The following is a 21,934-nucleotide window of genomic DNA, read 5'->3' as shown; positions in this document are numbered from 1 at the left end:
TATACATGCTTTTATCTTAAACGCTGCAACTCTTGGTGAGCAAGCACTTCAAGTCAGACTGCATTTGATTTATTTGTAAATTCATTTACAAATTTGTTCGCCATTTTTTGTAAATCCGTTTACACTGCTGCTCAGCACATAGCAAACTTGTTTACCAAGAAATGCCTTGTGCTGGGTGGCACGGCATCGACCGGGCACCACACCCGGACCTTTAAAAAGAGAGTGGATGGAAAAGGGTTAGGCTGATGGATCTGGCTCAAAATACTTTGCCAGCTCTGGTGGCAGGCCAAAGGATACGGACACTGCAGCGACCTGCTCCTTCTCCGGCATACCGAGGAAATCGGGGTGATCTTCATCGTGCAAGAGCTGATCGACCAAGGTTGGAGAAACACCCAAGCCGATCAAATAGCCTGCCGGATCGGCTCTCCAGGCGTCCCAGTCAAACCTGAAGTTGAACAGTTCATGCTGGAGATCGAGAAACGGCTGCAGGCGACCCAACTCTTCTGGCGTGTAGAAGGCTTCGGGGTCTTGGTCCAGCTTAGTGCCATTGCATCTGCGGCACAGTGACACAAGATTGCCAGGAACCAGCTGTCCACCAAGCGCCATGGGGACATGGTGGTCAATACTAAGAACCTTCATTCCCCTAGTGCCTTGCACGTAGGTTTCGGGTTGGCCGCATTTAAAACAACGCTTACCGAACAGGGCGAAGAATTTTTCCCTGTAAACAGCCTCCACAGCAGGGATTGCAAAACGACTGAATAACTGGCGTCGTTCTTTCTGGCGCTGACCCGGATACAGCTCAACCGAGGCCTTTCTTCCCATACGGGGTTCCTCCTGCAAGAAATCTGTGATGTAGGAATCCAGATCCTATTACAGCGAGCGACCCCCCCCCTTCTCCATCCATTCTCGAAACTGCCGGATAAATGTGTCCAGCACGCCCCGCTGCGAAGCGCCGCGATGCCATCGGAAATCTGCTCCCACCAGCTGCAGGCCTTGCGCGAAGACTGGTAAATCACTGCCACCCTGGCTGAGCACATCGAGCATGACCTGAGCGATGTGTGTCGAGGCCACTGGCAGTGTCCCGCACCAAGTGCGGCGCCTGACACCAGCCATGGCGAGGTAATGGTTGCAGTCTGGTGTGCCGTCGGGCTGATGGCGCACCAGACGATCCCTCAATTCAAGCCTGCAGCCGTCGGTTGCCGGCACCAGTGCATGCGTGATAAAAGGACCTGTTGAGGGACTTCACGCATACACCTATGAAAAAGATCACCGCCGCGCTTTGTGTCGCGGCTTTTGCCTTGGCAGCCTGCTCCAGCGAAGAAAGCAAGAAGAACGATGCGCAAGCTGCCGTCAAGGCCATACTCCAGCAACCCGAGTCCGCCGAATTCAGCGGGCTACAAGTCGGCAAGACCGACGACAGCCTGATATGCGGCAAGGTCGGGTTCCGCGCCGGGCCAATCAATATGTACCAGGGCGAGCACCCGTTCATATACAAGTCCAAGATCAAGCGCGCGACAGTTATCGAACCCATCAGTGATTTCGACTTCCAGTTCTACTTCGAGGACATCCTCGACAAGAAGGACGTCACAGAGAAAGCAGCCAAGCTAAAAGCAGAATGTGAAGCCCCCCAGATCTGGGAGGCGAATTGCTCACCAGCTATCGACATCGCCCCACACAGCCTCTGCCGCTTGATCGACAAGCCCCAGCTGCTGGAGGCTGAGATGTACCTGCGCTTCCGACATTACGTAATCCGCTAGTCTTTTCCAATCTGCCATTGCCACCACCAACGGCAAGGCTACAACCACACAGCCCGCAGCACCAGCTCGCGGGCTTTTTTTACAGCCGGGCCAGGGAGCAACTTATCCGCCCTCCACCTTTTCTTTCTCATGGCTGCCAGCAATGGCACCGGCTCTCTATCCCAAGGCCCGCATCACGCGGGCCTTTTTCATGGTGCCACCGGAACACCCCTTTTCCGGCAATTCCTCAACTGCAATGAACGCTGTTACCTCCTCCTCCTCTTCCCTGGCCGTTGGTACGATCCTGACCGCTGCGGCCTTGGCCAAGCTGTCTGAATTCGACTACGTGGTCGTGATCGACAAATCCGGCTCGATGGCCGAACCCGTCAAGCCCGGCGACAGCCGCAGCCGCTATGAAGCGGTGCAAGAGTCGGCCCTGGGCTTTGCCCGCGACGTCGGTAAGCTGGACTCTGACGGTATCGACGTGGTGATGTTCTCGGGCTCCGGCATCGTCTCCCACACCGGCGTAACGGCCGACACAGTCAAGGACGTCTTCGCCCAATACCAGCCGCGCGGCGGCACACCTCTGGCCGAAGCACTGACCGAGGCGCTGAAGCTGGCCGGCAAGTCCGACAAGAAGGACTTCATCGTGGTGTTCACCGACGGCGAGCCCGATGACAAGGCAGCCGCTGCCAAGGTGATCATCGACGCGGCCAACCGCCAGGAAACCGATGACGCACTCACCATCCTGTTTGTGCAGGTGGGCGACGATGCCGGCGCCACCAAGTACTTGCGCAGCCTGGACGACGAGCTGACGGGTGCCAAGTTCGACATCGTGGACGCCAAGACCGTGGCCGAGGCCGACGCCTTCCCCACCACCGCGCACCTGATCCTGGCTGCAATCGAAGACTAAGCCATGGTCGACTTGATCCTGCTGAGCTTCATGCTGGCCGTGTTCGCTCTCGGCTTCTGGCTTGGCTCTAAGTACCGCAACCCCAAGGCGCTCTGGCAAGCGCTGAAGGACCAGGTCAAGTAAGAGCGGGGCCCTGGGCAACCAGGGCCATCACGACGAGGCCTTGTAGCAAGGCTTCATCGTGATGGATCTGCACCATCAGCCGCATACATCCATCTATCGCTCGCCCGCCAGCATCGTGATTGCTGAGCGGGCTTTTTTGCACCCACCGGAGACCGCAATGCAAATAGCCCGCGTCACCATGCCCAGCGTGCCCATCACCAATGCAGCCTTTGTGTACCGCAACAAGGACTGCACAAACGTGACCCTGACTTGGGATCGCCACCGCGAGACCCTGCTTTCTCAGCAGCAGAAAGAGCGCGAAGGCATCAAGCCTCGCAAACGCCCAGCCGTCATGACAGTGCGCCGCGTGCGCGCCGGTACCACCGCGCACTTGACCATGTCCCTCTTCGAGGAGCCGGCCCCATGCTGACCTTCATCCTCTCCAGCGGCGGCGTGTCCATCAGCCACCAGGCCAAAACGGCCTGGGACGCACTTGACTACGCCTTTCAGCACCTCGGCCAGCTCAACAAAGGGATCTCCTGCCGATGCCTTCGCTGACCAAGTCACAGAGCACCCTGATCAAAGCAACAGCCGTCGCCTGGGTCGTCATCCTCGGCGCTTGCATCGCCCTGGTGCTGGCCCACGGGCTCGCCAGTCCGCCACTCTTCCCCTGAACAAAAGCTATGAAGACCTTTGCCGCAGAAAAAGGAACCAAAGGGACCGTGGTGGTGGTTGGGAGAAACGGCCTCATTTGGGAGCAGTTTCCAGCCACGGTCACTTACCACTGGCCGGGCACGGCCAGCCGACGACCAGCACTGATAGTGCAGATCGACGGAGTGGCACCTGATCACAAGACCTTCACGCGCAATGTTCTGGGACGCGAGTTGTATTTCTACCTGAACAAGAAACGCCGCTGGATCTCTAGCGGAACTCGTCTCAACGGCGACGGCCGGAGCGGTGGAATGCACTTCGTCCCAGGAAAGCAGATCTACGAAGCCCCACCTTTCTGATTTACCACCCCGGCGCAAGCCACCACCACCGGAGAAATCCATGCATCCAGTTCCCAACACCAGCGCCGCTCAAACCAACGTGAGCGAATTCATCACCGATCTGGACGGCGGCCAGTTTGACCGCATGCTGTCCATGGCCCTGGGCGAAGTCGCCGCAGGCGTGGTCGACAACGACAAAGTGGGCGAGGTCAACGTCAAGCTGCACCTGTCGCGCATTCCTGGCACCCATCAGGTGACCGTGGCGCACACGTTGAAGTTCCAGCGCCCCACCGCAGACGGTAAGCGCAGCGAGGAAGTCACGCGCAAGACGGTGATGCATGTCGGCACGAATGGCGTGATGTCGCTCATCCCGGCCAACCAGCTGAAGATCCCCGGCATGCCCGTCAAGGCCTGAAGCAGCCACCACCGCAACAACCAGCCCGCCCGCCTGGAGTCATATCCAGCGGGCTTTTTCTTTTCCGCATTACGACACATCAAGCATGAACAACCCCGAACAGACCACACAGACCAACGATCAAGCCCAACTGCTGGGCGCACTGAGCGCGCTGAGCGCTGCGGCACTGCCACCCCAGTACATCAACGATCAGCGCGACACACGGATCGATCAGATCAATATGGCGCTGCAAATGACACGGCCTGCGGATGGCGATTACCTCACCGCCGCAGCCCTGCCGGCGGACTTCAAACTCGAGGATCTGGAGCAGTTCATGCCTACGCGCCGACGCGCCGCTGGCACGATGCGCACGCCCTACATCAACGACTTCGTGACATACACCCAAGATCACAAGCAAGACGGCTGCTGTATCTTCGTGAACGCTGACGCAATGAACGCTACCGCGGTGCTGGATCTAGGCACCCCTACCCAGCCAGGCCATTGCGCCAGCCGGGCCACGCTGGAGCTCAAGGCCACAGCAGCCTATGCGGCGCTCAAGAAGGTCATGAACATGGGCCTGACTCAGCGCGCCATGGCCGAATGGCTGGAGGACTGGGCACCGATCCTGGCCGCCAAGTCTGGAGATAACCCCATCGATATGCCCAAGGCCATCGCGGCCGTGCGCAACATCTCGGTCGAAGCCATTGCCAAGTCGAATCACGAAGAACAAGCGCTGAGCACCCAGCGCTCTGCCTTCGAGAGCGTGACGGTCAAGAGCGACAAGGAAACGCTGCCCACGCACATCACCGTGAAGTGCAAGCCATACCCCGAACTGAGCGAGCGCGAATTCGTGATGCGCCTGAGCGTGACCACCGACGGCAAACCTGTCATGACACTGCGCCCCGTGGGCTGGGAAGAGTTGGTCGAGCAGATGGCCACCGAGTTTTCCGATGACATCCGCGCTGCGGTCGAAAACACCCTGCCCGTGCTGATCGGCACCTACGAGAAGAGCCGCTAAGCACCATGCCCGACAAGAAATCCATCATCGTCTACGGGCCGCAAGGCTCCGGCAAGACCCGTCACGCCGAGGCCCTGCGCAAGCACTTCGCGCTCGCCACTGTGCTTGACTGCGAGGATATCCATGGAGTGCAAGAGCTTCCTGCGACTGGCGCCCTCATCTTGGTAACACACGTTCCTGAGCGAACACGCCGCGCTCTGCACATTGATGAAGCCTTGCGCCGGCTGCAGCACGAGCCCGCAGGCTACCCGTTCGCCTGAGCCACCACATCCCCTCACCCGAGGGGAATCTGCCAAGCGCCCTCTCCGGACGCTTGCCAGATTGATCCACCCAGCCCGCCCGGCAGTTGCCGTGTGGGCTTTTTTCATTGCCAGCGACAGGAGGCACCATGAACCACACCGGCACCGTCTATCTCAGCCGCACCCCACCGCAAGCAACCAAGTCTGCATGCGGCGTCTTTCAGCTGGAGCTGCTGGTTTATGACCGGCTCGGCACCCACCACGTTGAGCCCTGGCGAGTCACATGGTCAGGCCTGAACGCGCAACGCTTCTGGGACGACTTCAAGAGCGAGCTGACCCCAGGCCGCGCCTTAGTCGTGAGCCTGGAACGCGCACGCATCCACTCCCTTGTCTGCCGCCCGCCGCGCACCGAAATGCTCGCCAACGTGCTGAGCTGCGCGCTGGTACCGGCACGCAGCAAGGAGGCGGCCTGTGCCTGACAAGCTGCACTGCTTCGCCGTCACCGGCTTGATCAGCATGCCCAAGGCCACGGTCGAACGCGAGGCCCAGGAGGCCTATGCAGCCGGCCTGAAGCCCAACGATGCCTGCCCCTACCCCTTCCACAGTCAGTGCGGTCTGCACTGGCTGGCGATCTACAACCTCTGCATTCCTCTACCCAACCGCCATGCAACGTCGACCCATTAAACCCAGTGAGGACAGCGCGGTCAGCATCACTCACGCCACACCAGTGCTGCGCAGCAGCGAGCTCAAGAAGCGCCGCGCAAGCCGATCGACCGCATCGGTGCAGACATTCCCCTGGCAGAGCCGATACAGCGAGCCCTACAAATGCCCCGAGCTCAAGGACACGCCAGGCATTCCGGAATCCCGCATGCGCGCATTTACGCTGCCAAGCCGCGTGGGCAACCGCCTGCACTACCCGGACGGCACGATCAAGGAGCTGCCTCAGTGAACCGCGCCGAACGCAGAGCGGCCCGGTTCAAGCGGGCACGACCGCCGAAAGAACAGTCCCTGTACCCGATCCACCTGTTGAACCACTGCCGCCCCTACAACGAGGGCGAAACGCTCAAGGACGGATTCGACACGCTGGACGCCTTCACGCGCCTGCATGAAGGCACCGGCACGGAAGACGACTTTCTTAGGGTGTCAGCTGCCCTGAATGTCGCGTTGGTCAGGGCGGCAGATATTGATCAAAAGCTCGTGGATCTGATCGCGCCATCGCATGACGTCATGAACGCCCTGCGCGAGCGCTACGAGCAAACAAAGCTCATGCGCCTCTCCCCCGAGGAAATCGCTCCGGTAGGAGAGGCACTGAGCTATGCCCAGACCATCATGGACGCAAGCAGTCCGCAGCAGATGCTCGAAGCACACAACACCGTCACGCGCGTGCAGGCCGAGCAGGCACGCACCAAGGCAAAGGAGAAAAGCCATGCTGGGTGAACAAGCCACAGGCGCCATCGAAGGCGTTTACATCCACACTGTCAGCCACGAGCCGCCGAAAGCCACCTTCCACGGTAAGCCCGTGCAGCTGGCCATCGTCACCGAGGACGGCCAGATCATTGCCGCTGGCGTCAATGTGGCCCAGGAGCTCGAGGCCGCAATCGTCAGCTGCTACCGCAACACCCTCAAAGGCCTGGGCCATCTGCGCGTGCAAAGCTGCCCTATCCCTCCACTGCGGAAAGCAGCCTAAACCCCGCCCCATTCATTCATAGATGTGCAGTCATCTATGGCAAGCCACCGGCCCGCCTTGAGCGGGCTTTTTGGTATCTGGAGTATCTATGAGCACCACCTACACGCCTCACAAGGCCATCGCCTGGGTTGACGAAAATGGCATCAGCACGGCCGACTGGCATTGCAGTCCAAACTATGCGGACGGCACGGGCAGCCTGGACGGCTGGAACGCCTTTCTCATGACAAGCCATGGCCATCCCGCAGAACTATCGAAACACATCGAGCTCGAAAATGGTCATCAGCTGACGCTGAGCATCTCCCCTGCAAGAGAGCACGCCAAAGTGAATGGCAACTTCATACGTTGGTCATCGCTGTTGACGCTCGGCGGGAGGCGATATGTGAGAGTAAACGACTATGCGCCTGACATCCCCACAGCATTGCAGCGTGCCACAAGCCACCAGCATGAAAGCCGCCAGGTCGGAGCACTGACTTGGTGGCGCGAGTCCGACGGCCACTGGAAGAGCTGGCTCGGCGGCATGGACCTGAGTGCCGTATTCATCTCTGGGGGCGGTAACGATCCCGACTATTGGCACTTTCAATCTTCTGGCACTGCCCCATCGTTTGAAGAGGCTGCGCTACTAGCAGCTATGCGCACACCTTCGAGCCATTCATAGATCTTCATGAATTGGCCTTATTGCACACATCAATGAATCACAGCCCGCCATAGAGCGGGCTGTTTGCTTTCTGGAGCATCAATGAAGCGCGACCTTTTCACGCTGAATCTCGACCTCGGCCACGAGTTGGTCATCGACAACTTCGCCGGTGGCGGCGGGACCAGCACCGGGCTGGAATGGGCTTTTGGCCGTCCTGTCGATATCGCCATCAATCACGACCCCGAAGCGCTGGCCATGCATGCGCTCAACCATCCATACACCAAGCACCTGTGCGAGAGCGTGTGGGAGGTGGACCCAATTGCTGTCACCGGCAATCAGCCTGTGGGCCTGGTCTGGCTGTCGCCCGACTGCAAGCATTTCAGCAAGGCCAAAGGCGGCACGCCTGTCTCCAAGAACATACGGGGACTGGCCTGGGTGGGCCTGCGCTGGATCGCCAAAACTAGGCCGCGCATGATGATGCTGGAGAACGTCGAGGAGTTCCAAGACTGGGGCCCACTGGTGGTCGATGCTGACGGCAATGCCCGACCCGACCCCAAAAAGAGAGGCCGGACCTTTCAGTCATTCGTTCGCCAGCTGCGCAACCATGGGTACAGCGTGGAGTGGAGCGAGATGCGCGCATGCGACCAGGGCGCCCCCACCATCCGCAAACGCCTTTTCTTGGTCGCACGCCGCGATGGCATACCCATCCACTGGGGCGGCCCCTCGTATGCACCTCCAACAGATCACCGCGTCATTGCCGGCCTGCTCGCTGCACACCGCACAGCGGCTCAGTGCATAGACTTTGATCTGCCTGCAGAAAGCATCTTCGGCCGCAAGCGCGATCTGGTGACCAATACCCTGCGCCGAGTGGCAAAGGGCGTTTTTCGCCATGTGCTGAATACGGCCACGCCCTTCATCGTGAATACGCGCAACGGCGAACGCGAAGGACAGCAGCCACGGGTGCGCGAACTGGACGCGCCCTATTGGACGGTGACAAGCCAAGGCTCTCAGGGCGCATTGGCAGCTCCGGTGCTCGCGCCATTCATCAACGAGCATGCCAACGGCAGCAACCAACGCACCATGCCGGCTGATCAACCGTTGCGCACGGTTTGCGCCCAGGTCAAGGGCGGCCACTTTTCGGTGGTTTCTCCCACCATAGTGACGCTCCGCGGGACGGCAGAGACGCAGCTGAATGGCAAGACCGTGGCCGAGCCACTGAGCACTATCACGGCCAATGGGCAGCACCACGCGATCGCGGCAGCTCACATCACCAAGTTCAATACCGGCGCTGTGGGTAGCGCGATGGATGAGCCGCTGCCCACCATCACTGCAGGAGGCACGCCCAAGCGGCCCAGCACAGGCATCACCCTGGGCATGGTCGCAGCGCATCTGGTGGATATGGGGCACGGCGAAGGCCCTGCGGGCGGCAAACGCTGGAGCCATGGCACTCGCAACATCGAGATGCCGCTGAACACGGTCACTGCCAGCGGCGCAACCAGCGCTCTCGCTGCCGTCTGCTTGGAGCAGGCCTACGGCGGCTTCTATGACGGCGATGGCCGGCCAGCCAATGAGCCGCTGTCCACCATCACCACCAGCGGCACGCAGCAGCGCCTCATCACGGCCTGTCTAGTGAAGTACTACAGCGAAGGCGGCCAGGACAGCAGCTGCAGCGAGCCCATGCACACCGTCCCCACAAAGGCGCGCATGGCCCTGGTGCAGACCGCCAAGGTGCCCGCAGCACATCTGGCGCCAGAGCATGCGGAGCGCGCCAAGCTCTGCGCAGCTTTGCTGCGCGAGCACTTGCCGGACCAGTTCACCGAGCACGCGGATGTGGTGCTGATGTGGCACGGCGGCCAATGGTGGGCCCTGGTCGATATCACCCTGCGCATGCTCAAACCGCGCGAACTGGCGCGCGCGCAGGGCTTCCCCGACAGCTACCAGATTGACGAGATCCCAGACCCAGCGCTCTTGTTCAAAGACGGCGTGCAGGCCGTAGATGACCCGCGCGACATACCGCGCATCAAGCTCAGCACCACATCACAGGTCCGAATGATCGGCAACAGCGTCAGCCCATACATGGCACAGGCACTGGCGAAGTGGAATTTCAAACACGAGGCGCTGATGTACGCCTGAGACAAGGACACGACATGAGTAAGCACACCATTCCAACTGAACTCAATATCGCCCCTCGCGGCAAATCCTGGTTAAACGGCCAGCTCATCGACGGCGTGCACGGCCATCAGACCAGGCAGAGCATGGAGAGTGCTGAGCGCGCAGCGCTTGCCGCCACCCCGGCAGCCGCGCCCGCAGTGCCGAAGTGGATCGACGACCCGCACGACATTGAGCAGGGCCAGATGCTGAACCCCGAATGGGTCAGGCAGCAGCAACCTGCGATCATGCCCAAGGGCGAGAGCGCAGCCGCACAACTGCGAGCCATGGCAACGAACTACCCACCCGGTCACAGCTGGGACGAGCTCGATGCAAAAGCCTGCATCCGTGGTGCTTTGGAAATCGAGGCATTGCGCGCCGTGCTGGCTGCTGCTACCGGACTTCCCGCGCAGGCGGTGGTCGCGCCTCACCCCGACGATGTTGCGGTCGATGCCCTTGCTGCGCTCATGAAAGCCAAGCTGGCAAAGCAGCGAGCCAAGGGATACGGCGGATGGGATACCGACTGCACTCGTGAACGCTTGTCCGAGCTGCTGCGCGGCCACGTTGACAAGGGCGACCCCGTGGACGTTGCGAACTTCTGCGCTTTCCTGTCGGCGCGCGCCGAAGGCATCACACCCCAGTCGCAGGCAGAACCAGTGGCGTGGACTGTCGGTGGTGAAGTCACAAACTGGAGCAGGGATTTCAGCAAGTACAAAACGCAGCACTATGTACGCCCCGTTTTCTCAGCCCCCATGACGGTGGAAGACGCGCGGGCTGCGGAGCTGCTGGGCTTTCTCCAAGACCAGTGCATTGACCTTCGCTGCTTCACGACCAGCGACGGAGAGGATGTGGGCTGGCGAACAGTGCAGCACCACATGAGCGAGCCGCGTGAGCGCGTGGTTTCGGAGGTCTACGGCGATCAACCACGACGGGCGATTCGGGAGGCCATGGCGCGCATCGAGCGCGACCCGTACTGCACCGGGCCACTGCATTTGGAAGATGACACCGCTATCGCGGCAGCAAAGGGGGAGTGATGACTGAAGCAATTTATGTCGCCGGGTTCTACATCTGCTTCGTGTGGGCCATCAAACAGCACTTCTCCATGCGAAGCCTTCGCAGAGACATGGATGCGGCCGAAGAAAAAATCATGCGTTATCAGATAGCCGTGGATGAGATCGACAAGTGGTGCGGCCATGAGTCGGCAGAGGCTCGGCTTATCGCTGCTTTCATCAGCGCATCAGGCGAAGGTCGTGGGATGAACGCCGGGACCCCCCGCGAAAACGAGGTCTGCGACATATCGGGAACACGCGATCAACTGCGCAGGCTCAAGCAGCGTGTACAGACAGACACGCAGAGTGCGGAACCTTATGCCGTTCTGGTCCGAGAAATCGGAGAAACATCCTTTTTTGACCACAGGCCGGTACGCCCAGGAACGGAGCAGCACTTAGCTGCGATGCGAAATCCGGCGTTGGACTACGTCGAACTGTATAGCTCCGCACAGGGTGAACGGGCTGATTCACGGGATGTCATCCGCGAACTGATCGGCAAACACCGAGCAGAACTAGAGCACAACCATTACGCCTATTTCGAATTGGCCTACACGCGGCGAACCGGCTGGATGGCATGGATCACAGACAAGCCTTTAAACAGCGGCCCTGTAATCAATCCAGATCGCAAGGTGCTGTGCAGCGGACAAGGCGACACACCAGAAGAAGCATGCAGCGCTGCTATTGAGGCAGCAAAGGGGAAATGATGGCTACAGATCAAAGCATCCTTGCCTTCGATCCATTCGAGGGCGATTTTGGCGAGCCCAGCGACACAGTGCTATCGAACAAGATGGTAGTTGCCTCCAAGCCGCACGAGTGCTGCCACTGCAAAAGCGTCATCCAAAAAGGTGAGCGACACCGTTGCCAGATCGGAAAGTATGGTGACTTCATGACGCACCGTTGGTGCGCAGCCTGCTGCGAACTGATGGGGCGGTGCACCGAGGATGACGATTACGACGGCGATGACGCAAGTGCCATAGACGAATTTGAACAGCGCGCCGCCCAGGCAGCGCAAGGGGGTGAGTGATGGCAAGACAAGAAGCACCTGCCGAAGCGGCGATAGTCGATTATGTATGTGACGAATGCGGATCGGGCCACATGCAGCCGACTGGATCCATTCTGATGAGCGATCCACCGCAATGGCCTCATGCGTGCAGCAATTGCGGAACCTCTCAGACATTCAACACGAAGTACCCGGAGACTGTTTTCAAGCGTGCCTCGCAAGAAGCCAAGGTAGGAGTGGAGCATGGCTAATTTCACAGCGATCAACGTGTTTGTTGAAGTTGATGGGAAGCAGTGCATTGCCATGGTCGACCCTGCCATGGCCGCAGCCTTCATGCACATGCTGCCTGCCTTCCAGAAGGGCCAGCCCGATGGAATCCGCCTGGTCGCCTTGCCTGATGAAGTGACAGAGCACCTACTCGACCTTCGCCGGACGTTTCTAGCTCACATCGAGGCTGCCAAAGCAAAGCGCGCCCAGGCGAAGAAGGAGTAGAGCAATGGCTGATCCAGTACCGTGGCCACGTGCCGACCCCAAGGCGCTTGCCGCGTTCGATCCTGCGACAAAGGTTTGCAGCCACAACTGTGGGCAGGCCGTGGGCGATCCACGGTCGGAAAACGAATGCAAGTTTCTGTGCGACTTGTGCTGGCGAGTTGAAAAGGAGCAGAGCAATGGGAAGTGACACTCCCTCACACGTACTGGCCGGCGTGCCACCGCTACCCTGGCATATGTATCAACCAGCAGAGCCCCGCCACTGAGCGGGGTTCTGCTTTTGGAGCCACCCAATGAAAGAAACCGGCTTGATGTTCAAGGCGCCCTTGGTGCGCGCCATTCTGAGCGGGCAGAAGACCCAGACGCGCCGAGTAGTGAAACCACAGCCACCGGAAGATCGTCTACATCGTTCGGTTGACGCCCCCGACTCCTTTGTTGCCGAAGGAGAGCACACTTGGTGGTCGGGCACCTACACGCAGGGCATCTACCACTCGGCCAAGTGCCCATTCGGCAAGCGTGGTGACCGCATCTATGTGCGCGAGACATGGTGCCAGCAGGCAGATGACGACGGATGCCTGATTGACAACGTTTACTGGTATCGCGCCACCGATCCCGATGTGATGGATTCGGAGGACATGGAGAAATCGCCATGGCGGCCAAGCATTCACATGCCCAAGTCTGCCGCGCGCATCTGGCTGGAAGTCACTGGAGTGCGCGTGGAGCGCCTGCAGGACATCAGCAATGAAGATGCAATTGCCGAAGGCGTGAATCGCATTTCCCACGGCCGCGAGGGTGACTACTACAGCGCGATCAGAAATGAACAGCACCCGAAAAACTGGACTTATCCAGATGACGCATTCCGCGAACTTTGGGAATCCACTGGCGGCGACTGGGCAGCAAACCCATGGGTCTGGGTGATTGACTTCAAACGCATAGATCGCAGAACCACAGCATGAATCTGCTCTGACAGGCGCTTGTCCATGTTGCGCACGGCGGCAGCGATCTAGTGCGAAAAAAACCCGCCGACCTGAGTACAGCGGGTTTCTCGAAATCAAAAAAGACGGGCGACTTGCAAAGGTGCGGTAACACCCGCGCAAGACCCCAACAGCAGACCGGGCCTGCATGCCAGGCGAAGACCCGCCACTGTCGCGACAGCGTGACGAGTCTAGCCAATTTTTCCCCTCGGAAAGAGCATATGCAGGAAATTCGCTGCGGCAACTGCCGCCGCAAACTGGGCGAAGGTGAATACACTCGTCTATCTATCAAATGCCCCAGATGCGGTGCATTCAATCAGCTGAGCGCCACGCGCGCCCCTCAAGAGCACCCCCGCGTGCCAGAAGCTGAGATAAATGACCAACCCAATCATTCCGTGGATCGGCGGCAAGCGCCGCCTGGTGGACATGCTGCTCAAGCGCTTTCCAGCGCATGACTGCTATGTTGAAGTGTTCGCAGGCGGCGCTGCCGTCTACTTCGCCCGGCACCCTGCCGACGTCGAGGTACTCAACGACGTCAATGGAGATCTGGTGAACCTTTACCGGGTGGTGACCCACCACCTCGAGGAGTTTGTGCGCCAGTTCAAATGGGCGCTCACCAGCCGCCAGGTCTTCAAATGGATGCAGGATACGAAGCCTGAGACCCTGACGGACATTCAGCGCGCCGCGCGCTTCTTCTATCTGCAGCATCAGTCCTTCGGCGGCAAGGTCGCTGGCCAGACATTCGGCACTGCCACCACGGCCCCGGCCATCAACCTGCTGCGCATCGAGGAAAACCTGTCTGCCGCCCACCTGCGGCTTGCGGCCGGCACCTATGTCGAGCAGCTGGACTGGGCAGCCTGCATCGATCGCTACGACCGCGCGCACACCCTCTTCTACATGGACCCGCCGTACTGGGAGACCGAGGGCTATGGCGTGCCCTTCCCCTGGGAGCAGTACGAGCTCATGGCCAAGAAGCTCAAGGCGATCAAGGGCAAGGCCGTCATCAGCATCAACGATCACCCTGCGATCAGGGAGTGCTTCAAGGACTTCGAGATGGAGGATCTGAAGCTCGACTACACCGTGGGCGGCGCGGCAAATCGTGTCGAGCGCGGCGAGCTAGTCATCTATAGTTGGGACAGGGAGGCAGAGCCAGCGGGCCTGTTTTAAAAAAGGGAGTATGGAATGCTTGCGATTATGGATTTCCAACGGGACTTCAATGACATGGTCATGGCCAGGCTCAAAGAATCCGGATCGAAACGACTGTCGAAAGTCAGTCCAGCACAAGCCTATTCCATGCTCTTCGACAACAATAAGCGCCAAGTGCCGATTGGTCAGTACAAGGTCCACCACTCACCAGAGCTACTTGCGCAAAGCTATTGGCCGCAGTATCAGCAAGCGGTTGCCGAGGTGACTGGCCTACTCGAGAGTGGGGGGGACATAACCCCTTATCTTTCCAAAACGTCATCCAACGTTGATGGCCCTGATCGTCTCCTCGCCTACTGGGGAATTAATCATCTGCACCCTGTCCTAGAAGGCCAGCGAGATACCAAGAATCCAAACTTCATTAACCAGAGAGCAGATCATTTACTTTATTTTCATGTGAAGGAGAATGAGGTCTTTTTCATCGACCTTCTACCCCATCCCCCGAAAGGCGCTCGCCGCGAGGAGTGGATCGATGCCCATCTCGTGAGGGTTGCAGATCGGAACTGGCCGCAACTCCACAGGCTTTTTGAGGCTGGACCCGCTTCTGATGGCGGACTATCTGATGACGAGCACAAAGCAGTATTTTCAAATGGCGGCAATGCATTTGTGACGACTGATCGTGGCACTGTCATCCCTGCAGGCGGCTTGATGGGTGGACAGAGGCACTCCCTTGAGTCGACTGTCCATTGGATGATCTTGCATCGAAAAATAGAAGCTCTGCAAGCTCATGTCGAAACTCACCATGCAACCATTTTTCCAAGAGGCAAAGGGCTTTTTCGCTTTTTGTCCCTAGTTGAAGTGAACGCAAACGGCTCACACTTCAAAGTTCACGATCGTTTGACCAATGCATCTGTAACAGTTCAGGTTCCCTAGGGACGGGAATGAGCTAAAAATTTAAGGCTGCATGAATAGAGATTCTGATAGCGCTTACTCACAAATGAATTAAACAGCCTCGCAAAATAGCTTCAAATGCAAAAAATGAACAGCACTGAGATATCTCAACTCATCATCGACCTTCGCCGGGGAGATGCCACTGCACAGAAAGCTGCCGACCTTATCGAGCAGTTGACAAAAGAATCTGCGCCTGGCCTTCACAGAGTCCCAGTTCGCGGCACCATTGAAGATCAGGTCGTCTACATCAAGCCCTTGGAGCTACCGCCTGGCACAAAGTGGGGCGAGTAAGGGAAGCCAAGCAAAAGGGCCTGTCCAAAGTTGGACAGGCCCTTTTTCATTGCAATGAGCTTCGTTTAATCATCAAACTGGATTTCTTTGTTTTCCAGCAGTCCATGATTCGATATGCAGATGTTGAAGCGCTTGAACAGACCGAAGAATTCGTTCAGGTGCATCTCCAAACGGACCTTGCGGACCTTCAGTGGTTCGCCTGAGTCGATTGCTGCCTTGATGTCGTCGTACCCTTCGCCGGTTGCCAGCATGACCGTGACATAGACCTTTGAATCCTGAGTGACCGTATGCACTTCTCCCGAATAGAGCTCGGTAGCGAAAACCTGCTCACCCTCTTTGATCAAACCCCTCTGCTCAAGGTAGTCAGAGATGTCGGCATGATCATGGCGATCTGCAGCGGCCGAACCCTTGAAGTCACCGTACTGTGTGCCAGCGCGAAAAGTCTCCTGCCCCATACATCCTCCCCTTTAGAAAAGGACCATCGTACTCACAAGGGACTGCAGCACTATTTCAACCCCACAAGAAGCAATGGCCTGTCCATCTAGGACAGGCCATTTCTGTTGGGCGCTCGAGACGTGCTAGGCTATACATTGAGTATCACTCGGGCAGCCCAACGAAACAAAGCCCACTTTGGGGATTGCGGTTTGCGTGGGGCTAACGGAGTCGATTGATTTCATTTGATTTTTCCAGCAGCGCAGCGTCTACGCGCCAAGCAGAAATTTTATTTCAACGGCCAGATCAGCAGACTCGTCTCTGTTGTTCGAGCCAGCCACACGCACGATTGAAAAACTGGTAAACGAAAAAGGCGCTACCGCTTCTATAGCTGTAGCGCCTGTATTCTGGCTGGTTCCACGAGATTCAATCTCGCGACCAACGGATTAAAAGCCCGAGTCATCAACAAGCATTGACACGGCCCAAAACAGGTTAATCGCTTGATTTTACCAGCTGCGCACCCAGGCTGCTCGCGCCCTCCTGGTCTCCCCTGGGCTAAGGTATGCCGATGGAAGCTTGCAACCACCTCCCTCCTCTGCTTAGCCAGAGGCATCCAATAGTCGCCCCTCAATGCTCGCTGCAGCGAGCCCAGTCAATATGAGCAGATAAAGGAGCGGCCGCAAGGCAATGCTCACTAGAGAAAAGCCGTTAGCAGAGGATTTCCTACAAGCACAGGACAAGCCGACAACCCTGACGTTTGTCGAGTGCCAAGACCGCGCCGAAATTTGCTGTAATCGCGCCATGGGATTGCCGTAAATTCGCACGATGGCTACTGACAAGGCCTATGGCCGTGAGCCCCCCTGTCACGACCACTCGGAATTCATGGGTCAACAATTCCCACAACACATTCAAACGACCCCAGGCATTCATGCACCCTGAGCCAACAGCACTTTCAGCAAGAAAGATACCTGCTCCCAAGCGCACGGGAGTCACCTATGCGTATCGGTGAACTCGCCGCACTCACAGGCTGCACGCCCAAAGCGCTACGCCTGTATGAGACGCATGGCTTGCTCGGCACCGTGGCACGCCGAGGCAGCTACCGCAACTACGACCCGGAAGACGTCCAGCGCGTGCAGTGGATCCGCCAGGCGCTGTCGCTGGGTTTTCGCCTGGCTGCGCTACAGCCGCTACGCAGCATCGACACCCCCTCCGGCGCTGCCGCCGTCCAGGCGCTGCTCCAGACCCGGCGACGCGCCATTGCCGACGAGCTGGCGCGGCTGCAAGCTGCCGACATCGCCCTGGCTGCATTGACCATGGAACTGAGCACATGCGACGGTGCAAAGACATGCCGTTCACTAGAGCCACTCTCCATTTGACGTTGTAGGGCTTGACTCTGTCCCCAAGGACAAGGTGATGCTGACGGCTTACGAACTCAGGCCCTCTCTATCACCATGTCCCGTCGCGTCCTCATCATCCTCGGTCAACCCTCCTCCAACAGTCTATGCGCCGCTTTGGCGAGCACCTATGCCGATGCCGCACGCCACGCCGGAGCCGAGGTCCGGCTGCTGGAGCTGGGTGAAATGCAATTCGACCCCATCCTGCACCACGGCTACGAGCATAGCCAGCCGCTGGAGACCGACCTGCGGAACGCTCAGCTCGACATTACCTGGGCGCAACACCTGGTGTGGGTCTATCCAATATGGTGGGGCGGGCTACCGGCGCTGCTCAAGGGCTTTCTGGATCGCATCTTCCTGCCAGGTTTCGCCTTCAAATACCGGGCCAACTCTGCATTGTGGGACCGCCTGCTGGCCGGCCGCACTGCTGAACTGCTTGTGACAATGGATTTTCCTCCTTGGTACTACCGCTGGGTACAGCGCCAACCAGGTCATCGGCAAATGAAGCAGAGCATCCTGGAGTTCAGCGGGATCCGGCCCGTGCACGTGCACAGTTTCGGCCCGGTAGTCAAGTCCAGTGCTGCAAAGCGCGCCGCCTGGGTAGGGCGCGTGCGCATGCTGGGCACTCGTGCAGGCTTACGCTGACAGCGTCCTTCCTTAGTTCTCCCCCACCGTTCTTTGTTTCGGCAGGAAGGATCGGCAAGCCACCCGACTTTCGTTCCGCGAAGCTCCACGCGACCAAGGAATACGGACACAAATTGCTGCGGGGCGGACGCATCGACCGGTTGAATCGCCGCCCATTGCAGTCATTCATTGAGGCTAAAAGCCTGCCTCCCGCCAGAAGACACTTGTCGCAGTTTTCACAAACTGCGCTGCAGCCGCTTCCCATTGGCCGCGAATGCTGACTTTGCCACGCCAACGGTGTTGCAAAACAGCGTCTGTTTCAAGCGGTGTCACCACATTCAGCACCACTCTGTAGACCGGACGCTCCGGGTATAGGGTGCCTTGCATGCTTCGGACCTGAATCATGCCTCCAGCTGCCGCAGACAGCGCTGCCTCCGAGAGGGTACGACTCGCATCCTGATCGACGCTGCGCACTGTCAAGTCCAGTACCGGCCCCACGCCAGCGTCAGCGATGAAAATTGCGCTGTCGCCGATGCTGATGCGCTGGACATCGTCTTCCTGCACATAGGCAAGAACCTCCAGGCGATCACGGCCCACGACTCTGCCAAGCAGCTCGTTGCGGGCGAGCCAGTCTCCTGACCGCAGATCAGGATCCACATCTCGCAGCACTCCGGCGCCCGAGGCATTCAGCCGGTATCGGCTGGCTTCGGTTTCCACCGCCTGCTGTTGAGTGGCCGCCTGCAGCTGGCGCTCCTGCAGAACCTGCCAATCTCGGCGTAGCTCCGAGTCGAAACCTGCCGCAGCTATTTGCTGTGAATACTGGATTCTCTGGGCATCGTTCTGAGCCTGGGCAGCCTTGAGCGCCGGGGAATCCAGCACAAAGACAGGCGCATCCAGCGCGATCGTATCTGCGTTGCCAAGTATTTGCTGTTGCAGCTGCGATGCGTCAAGTGCATGCAAAGGCCAAATATCACTGGATTGCAGCATGCCCTCCGTGCGAATCGGGGCAGGCAACGGAAGCCAGCACAGCGCAACAAGGACAAAGGCACCGACCGCGCTCCAACGAGCTCTTCGACTACGCACGATTTGAGGCCAGCGTGAAGACCACGCTGAAATCTCTGACCACACAGGCTTGGCAATGAACCACACAATCTCCACCAGAAACAGCAAAATACCCAACGCCTTGATGAAGAAGTGATAGACCAAGGCGGCAATGCCCAAGAAAAGAACCAGTCGATAAATCCAGGTAGCCCAGGCAAACAGAATCAGCCCGCGGCGTTTGGCATTGGAGAAAAACTCTGGCGGAGGTTCTCCGAGCTTGAATAATCTCTCCCTCATATCCCAGCGTGCCAGGGCAAAGGCACGTGAGTGCAAATTGGGCATCTGTAGAAAATCGGACAACAGAAAATACCCATCAAAGCGCATGAATGGGCTTGCATTGATGGCCAGGGTGCTGACCCATGTCGTGGTGGCCAGCAAGAAGGCCATGGATCGGGGTGCACCCTCTGGTAACCAGACCCAGGCCAGCAAGGCCCATGCGGCAATCATCAGCTCTGTTGCAATTCCAGCTCCCGCCACCTTGAGGCGCTGGTCACGCCGTGTCAACTTCCAGACCTCATTGGTATCTGTGTATGCCACCGGCCATAGCACCAGAAAGGCGACGCCCATGGTGGGAACGCGGCATCCAAATCGCTTGGCGGTCAAGCCGTGCCCCAGTTCATGCAATACCTTGACAAACCCCAAAGTCAAGCCATAGGCCGCCAGGCCTTGCCAGGTCAGCGAATCAACCAAGGTCGCGGTAAACACACCCCACGCACGGGAAACGCCCCAAAGTCCAGCGCACAGAGCCAGCAAGGTAATCCAGGCAAAAGTTCGACTGAAAAGAAAGTCCAGCCGCGGCGCCCATCGTGTCAGCCAGCGATCGGGCTTGATCAAAGGGACCCGGAAGAAGAGGTAGTTATGCAAAAGCCATTGCATCCAGCTTGAGCGCCTGGACTGCCAACGCTCGGCCAGCGTGCCGGCACTATTGGGAAGTGGCTCCAGTAGATCATTGCGCTGTGCAAACTGGAAAAGCGCGTTCACGTCCTCCTGATGCAGCGTCAATGTCGTTTGAGCATTCACATCCTGCACGATCGCGTCAGCGGCACCGACATGCCAGCGCTTGAACACCTCAAAGCTGGCCCAGTCAAGCTGAAAGAAAAGGTTGCGCACGGGATCATGCAAGGTCCAGCTGGGCTGACCATCGGGCAGCACAGGACCGGCAAGCAAATCCAGTTCTTCACGCAAAGCAGGCCATGCTGTACTCATGTCGACTTACCAGGCAATAAACTGGCGCAGGACGGCCCAGGGCTTGCGCAGAACCCAGTAGACCAAAGGCACCCAATCGCCTTGCAGCTTGGCGGTACCTTTGAGGCCGATACGAGCCTCCTCCTTGGCGAGCGACAGGGATGCACGCACTCGATAGGCGTAGCTGCCATCTGGCCTGGCATTGGCGTCATACGCCATATACCGTAGCTTGCCCTCCAGCCCTGCCATGGGATTCGCGGCCAGATACAGCTTCACTGTGGAGCCCTGGGCCAATGGAATGGCATCACCGATGGGAACCCAGGCTTCGATTTCCACCTCATCAGGCCGGGCAATGCGCATCACGCGCTCGCCCGTCTGCACAGGCTTGCCCAACCATTCCGTGGGGGAGTCAAACAGGACCATGCCATCTTCAGGCGCCAGCACCCGGCTGCGCTCACGCTGATCGCTCAGGTATTGCACCTCGGCGCGCTTCTCGCCTATACGCCCGACGAGCGCGGCCAGTTGCGCCTTGGAGCGAGCATCGCCCAAGGCCAGCTGGGCGGATTGCCGGTACTCGGCTTCAGCGGTCAGCAAGGCTTGCTGGGCCACCTCCAATCGGCTGCTGATCTGCGCCTCATCCAGTCCGAACAGACGCTCACCTTTACGGACCACTTGATTGGGCTGTACATGAATCTGATCGATGACGCCATCCAAAGGCGCTCTCAACACCACGGGCTGGGCCGCTACCAGTTCACCCGGAGCAAGAACGCTCATATGCACAGGGACAGCACCAAGCGCAATAAGCCCGCCAATGATCCAGACAGGCTTTCTCTGCCACCAGCTCCTGGCCGCAGTTCTTGATACCGCAGGCTTTCGCCAGAACCTGGACTGGCCTGCCTGCAATGCAGAGTACGCATGCAACCATATATGACACCATTCGGCGAGCAGCGGAAAACGCTGCTCTTCAATAGGCTGCGCCCCTGAAAGCAACAGCCCGCCGCAACAAACAGGTGTCTGGGCATCCTGCACAAGAGGCACCCAAATCGCATGGGCGCCCAGCCATTCGTTCCAGGAACTGGCCAGTTCGGGAGGAAGCTGGGCCGGCTCAATGCGCCGAACCTGAACGGATGGCTGCGCCTGGAGAAACTGACCAACCCCGTGCAGCCACTGCGCATAAGGAGTGTTCCTGTCGGTCTCGACAACGCCGGACAGCGCCGTCACACCATCGTTGTCCAGCCACAAACATGCTTGACGATAAGGCACGAGCAAACGGCTGTCGTTGACCAGCAAAAAGCGCAGTTCGGCGCCGCTGCGTGCGGCCCTGGCTCGATGCCCAAGCTCGAGCAGCAGCATTGCCGGGTTCGCGCTCTGAGGAGAAACGGCTGCATTCATTGCATCGGCACCTGATATGCAGCACTCATGATTCCATCAACCATGAACA

30 protein-coding genes are annotated in these 21,934 nt (G+C 58.7%); 26 read left to right on the top strand and 4 right to left on the bottom strand.

Going from position 1 to position 21,934, the window contains the following annotated elements; genetic code table 11:
- Nucleotides 1-237: 237 nt before the first annotated feature.
- Nucleotides 238-822, bottom strand: coding sequence for an HNH endonuclease (locus tag P353_RS16395; RefSeq protein ID WP_034371679.1), 585 nt, complete (start codon nucleotides 820-822; stop codon nucleotides 238-240).
- Nucleotides 823-1,256: 434 nt separating this feature from the next.
- On the opposite strand from P353_RS16395, the gene P353_RS16385 reads away from it, so the two are divergent.
- From P353_RS16385 to P353_RS16280, 24 genes are all read left to right on the top strand, one after another.
- Nucleotides 1,257-1,757, top strand: a complete 501-nt coding sequence (locus P353_RS16385) for a hypothetical protein (protein ID WP_034371673.1) — start codon at nucleotides 1,257-1,259, stop codon at nucleotides 1,755-1,757.
- A gap of 235 nt (nucleotides 1,758-1,992) precedes the next feature.
- Nucleotides 1,993-2,649, top strand: coding sequence for a VWA domain-containing protein (locus tag P353_RS16380; protein WP_157839618.1), 657 nt, complete (start codon nucleotides 1,993-1,995; stop codon nucleotides 2,647-2,649).
- Nucleotides 2,650-2,929: 280 nt separating this feature from the next.
- Nucleotides 2,930-3,181, top strand: coding sequence for a hypothetical protein (locus tag P353_RS16375; RefSeq protein ID WP_157839617.1), 252 nt, complete (start codon nucleotides 2,930-2,932; stop codon nucleotides 3,179-3,181).
- Nucleotides 3,175-3,309 (top strand): hypothetical protein, encoded by a 135-nt coding sequence (locus tag P353_RS30185; RefSeq protein WP_269058793.1) that lies wholly within the window; start codon nucleotides 3,175-3,177, stop codon nucleotides 3,307-3,309. The genes P353_RS16375 and P353_RS30185 overlap by 7 nt, the downstream gene beginning before the upstream one ends.
- Nucleotides 3,310-3,434: 125 nt before the next feature.
- Complete coding sequence (locus P353_RS16370; protein ID WP_034371667.1) at nucleotides 3,435-3,761, top strand: hypothetical protein; 327 nt, start codon at nucleotides 3,435-3,437, stop codon at nucleotides 3,759-3,761.
- 40 nt (nucleotides 3,762-3,801) lie between these two features.
- Nucleotides 3,802-4,155 carry a hypothetical protein gene (locus tag P353_RS16365; RefSeq protein ID WP_034371664.1) on the top strand — a complete coding sequence of 118 codons (354 nt, stop codon included), beginning with the start codon at nucleotides 3,802-3,804 and terminating at the stop codon, nucleotides 4,153-4,155.
- A gap of 85 nt (nucleotides 4,156-4,240) precedes the next feature.
- Complete coding sequence (locus P353_RS16360) at nucleotides 4,241-5,152, top strand: DUF2303 family protein (RefSeq protein WP_052084903.1); 912 nt, start codon at nucleotides 4,241-4,243, stop codon at nucleotides 5,150-5,152.
- A gap of 5 nt (nucleotides 5,153-5,157) precedes the next feature.
- The gene (locus P353_RS16355) at nucleotides 5,158-5,412 is read left to right on the top strand and encodes a hypothetical protein (protein ID WP_034371662.1); all 255 of its coding nucleotides are present in this window, start codon (nucleotides 5,158-5,160) and stop codon (nucleotides 5,410-5,412) included.
- A gap of 128 nt (nucleotides 5,413-5,540) precedes the next feature.
- Complete coding sequence (locus P353_RS16350) at nucleotides 5,541-5,870, top strand: hypothetical protein (RefSeq protein ID WP_034371659.1); 330 nt, start codon at nucleotides 5,541-5,543, stop codon at nucleotides 5,868-5,870.
- Nucleotides 5,863-6,075 carry a hypothetical protein gene (locus P353_RS16345; protein WP_034371656.1) on the top strand — a complete coding sequence of 71 codons (213 nt, stop codon included), beginning with the start codon at nucleotides 5,863-5,865 and terminating at the stop codon, nucleotides 6,073-6,075. Before P353_RS16350 ends, P353_RS16345 begins: the two co-directional genes overlap by 8 nt.
- Nucleotides 6,056-6,340 (top strand): hypothetical protein, encoded by a 285-nt coding sequence (locus P353_RS16340; protein WP_232776580.1) that lies wholly within the window; start codon nucleotides 6,056-6,058, stop codon nucleotides 6,338-6,340. Before P353_RS16345 ends, P353_RS16340 begins: the two co-directional genes overlap by 20 nt.
- Entirely contained in the window at nucleotides 6,337-6,828 is a 492-nt protein-coding gene (locus tag P353_RS16335; protein WP_157839616.1) for a hypothetical protein, read from the top strand. The genes P353_RS16340 and P353_RS16335 overlap by 4 nt, the downstream gene beginning before the upstream one ends.
- Entirely contained in the window at nucleotides 6,818-7,078 is a 261-nt protein-coding gene (locus tag P353_RS16330; protein WP_034371647.1) for a hypothetical protein, read from the top strand. Before P353_RS16335 ends, P353_RS16330 begins: the two co-directional genes overlap by 11 nt.
- Nucleotides 7,079-7,166: 88 nt before the next feature.
- Complete coding sequence (locus P353_RS16325) at nucleotides 7,167-7,733, top strand: hypothetical protein (protein WP_034371644.1); 567 nt, start codon at nucleotides 7,167-7,169, stop codon at nucleotides 7,731-7,733.
- An 81-nt stretch (nucleotides 7,734-7,814) separates the two neighbouring features.
- Nucleotides 7,815-9,845 (top strand): DNA cytosine methyltransferase, encoded by a 2,031-nt coding sequence (locus tag P353_RS16320; protein ID WP_034371641.1) that lies wholly within the window; start codon nucleotides 7,815-7,817, stop codon nucleotides 9,843-9,845.
- Between the two features lie 14 nt (nucleotides 9,846-9,859).
- Complete coding sequence (locus tag P353_RS27600; RefSeq protein ID WP_052084902.1) at nucleotides 9,860-10,894, top strand: hypothetical protein; 1,035 nt, start codon at nucleotides 9,860-9,862, stop codon at nucleotides 10,892-10,894.
- Entirely contained in the window at nucleotides 10,894-11,613 is a 720-nt protein-coding gene (locus tag P353_RS29580) for a hypothetical protein (RefSeq protein ID WP_052084901.1), read from the top strand. Before P353_RS27600 ends, P353_RS29580 begins: the two co-directional genes overlap by 1 nt.
- On the top strand, nucleotides 11,610-11,933 hold the full coding sequence (locus tag P353_RS16305) for a hypothetical protein (RefSeq protein ID WP_034371638.1): 324 nt from the start codon (nucleotides 11,610-11,612) through the stop codon (nucleotides 11,931-11,933). The genes P353_RS29580 and P353_RS16305 overlap by 4 nt, the downstream gene beginning before the upstream one ends.
- A gap of 219 nt (nucleotides 11,934-12,152) precedes the next feature.
- Nucleotides 12,153-12,401 (top strand): hypothetical protein, encoded by a 249-nt coding sequence (locus tag P353_RS16300; protein ID WP_034371636.1) that lies wholly within the window; start codon nucleotides 12,153-12,155, stop codon nucleotides 12,399-12,401.
- A gap of 290 nt (nucleotides 12,402-12,691) precedes the next feature.
- The gene (locus P353_RS16295; RefSeq protein WP_034371633.1) at nucleotides 12,692-13,354 is read left to right on the top strand and encodes an ASCH domain-containing protein; all 663 of its coding nucleotides are present in this window, start codon (nucleotides 12,692-12,694) and stop codon (nucleotides 13,352-13,354) included.
- A 239-nt stretch (nucleotides 13,355-13,593) separates the two neighbouring features.
- Nucleotides 13,594-13,827 (top strand): Com family DNA-binding transcriptional regulator, encoded by a 234-nt coding sequence (locus tag P353_RS28305; RefSeq protein WP_080750586.1) that lies wholly within the window; start codon nucleotides 13,594-13,596, stop codon nucleotides 13,825-13,827.
- Complete coding sequence (locus tag P353_RS16290) at nucleotides 13,748-14,539, top strand: DNA adenine methylase (RefSeq protein WP_034371630.1); 792 nt, start codon at nucleotides 13,748-13,750, stop codon at nucleotides 14,537-14,539. The genes P353_RS28305 and P353_RS16290 overlap by 80 nt, the downstream gene beginning before the upstream one ends.
- Nucleotides 14,540-14,554: 15 nt before the next feature.
- The gene (locus tag P353_RS16285) at nucleotides 14,555-15,448 is read left to right on the top strand and encodes a hypothetical protein (RefSeq protein ID WP_157839615.1); all 894 of its coding nucleotides are present in this window, start codon (nucleotides 14,555-14,557) and stop codon (nucleotides 15,446-15,448) included.
- Nucleotides 15,449-15,544: 96 nt separating this feature from the next.
- Entirely contained in the window at nucleotides 15,545-15,757 is a 213-nt protein-coding gene (locus P353_RS16280; protein ID WP_157839614.1) for a hypothetical protein, read from the top strand.
- Nucleotides 15,758-15,822: 65 nt separating this feature from the next.
- Here P353_RS16280 and P353_RS16275 read toward each other — a convergent pair whose 3' ends face one another.
- The gene (locus P353_RS16275) at nucleotides 15,823-16,212 is read right to left on the bottom strand and encodes a hypothetical protein (protein ID WP_034371621.1); all 390 of its coding nucleotides are present in this window, start codon (nucleotides 16,210-16,212) and stop codon (nucleotides 15,823-15,825) included.
- A 972-nt stretch (nucleotides 16,213-17,184) separates the two neighbouring features.
- Between P353_RS16275 and P353_RS16270 the strand changes: the two genes are divergently transcribed.
- Nucleotides 17,185-17,565 carry a MerR family transcriptional regulator gene (locus tag P353_RS16270; protein WP_034371618.1) on the top strand — a complete coding sequence of 127 codons (381 nt, stop codon included), beginning with the start codon at nucleotides 17,185-17,187 and terminating at the stop codon, nucleotides 17,563-17,565.
- Between the two features lie 75 nt (nucleotides 17,566-17,640).
- Complete coding sequence (locus tag P353_RS16265) at nucleotides 17,641-18,228, top strand: NAD(P)H-dependent oxidoreductase (protein WP_052084899.1); 588 nt, start codon at nucleotides 17,641-17,643, stop codon at nucleotides 18,226-18,228.
- A 174-nt stretch (nucleotides 18,229-18,402) separates the two neighbouring features.
- Here P353_RS16265 and P353_RS16260 read toward each other — a convergent pair whose 3' ends face one another.
- Complete coding sequence (locus P353_RS16260; RefSeq protein ID WP_232776578.1) at nucleotides 18,403-20,418, bottom strand: site-2 protease family protein; 2,016 nt, start codon at nucleotides 20,416-20,418, stop codon at nucleotides 18,403-18,405.
- Between the two features lie 102 nt (nucleotides 20,419-20,520).
- Nucleotides 20,521-21,885: an efflux RND transporter periplasmic adaptor subunit gene (locus tag P353_RS16255; RefSeq protein ID WP_034371611.1), complete on the bottom strand. Its 1,365-nt coding sequence runs from the start codon at nucleotides 21,883-21,885 to the stop codon at nucleotides 20,521-20,523.
- Between the last annotated feature and the right edge of the window lie 49 nt (nucleotides 21,886-21,934).

Source organism: Comamonas testosteroni (assembly GCF_000761245.1).
Classification (GTDB): Bacteria; Pseudomonadota; Gammaproteobacteria; order Burkholderiales; family Burkholderiaceae_C; genus Comamonas; species Comamonas testosteroni_C.
This window is presented reverse-complemented; position numbering and strand designations above follow the sequence as displayed.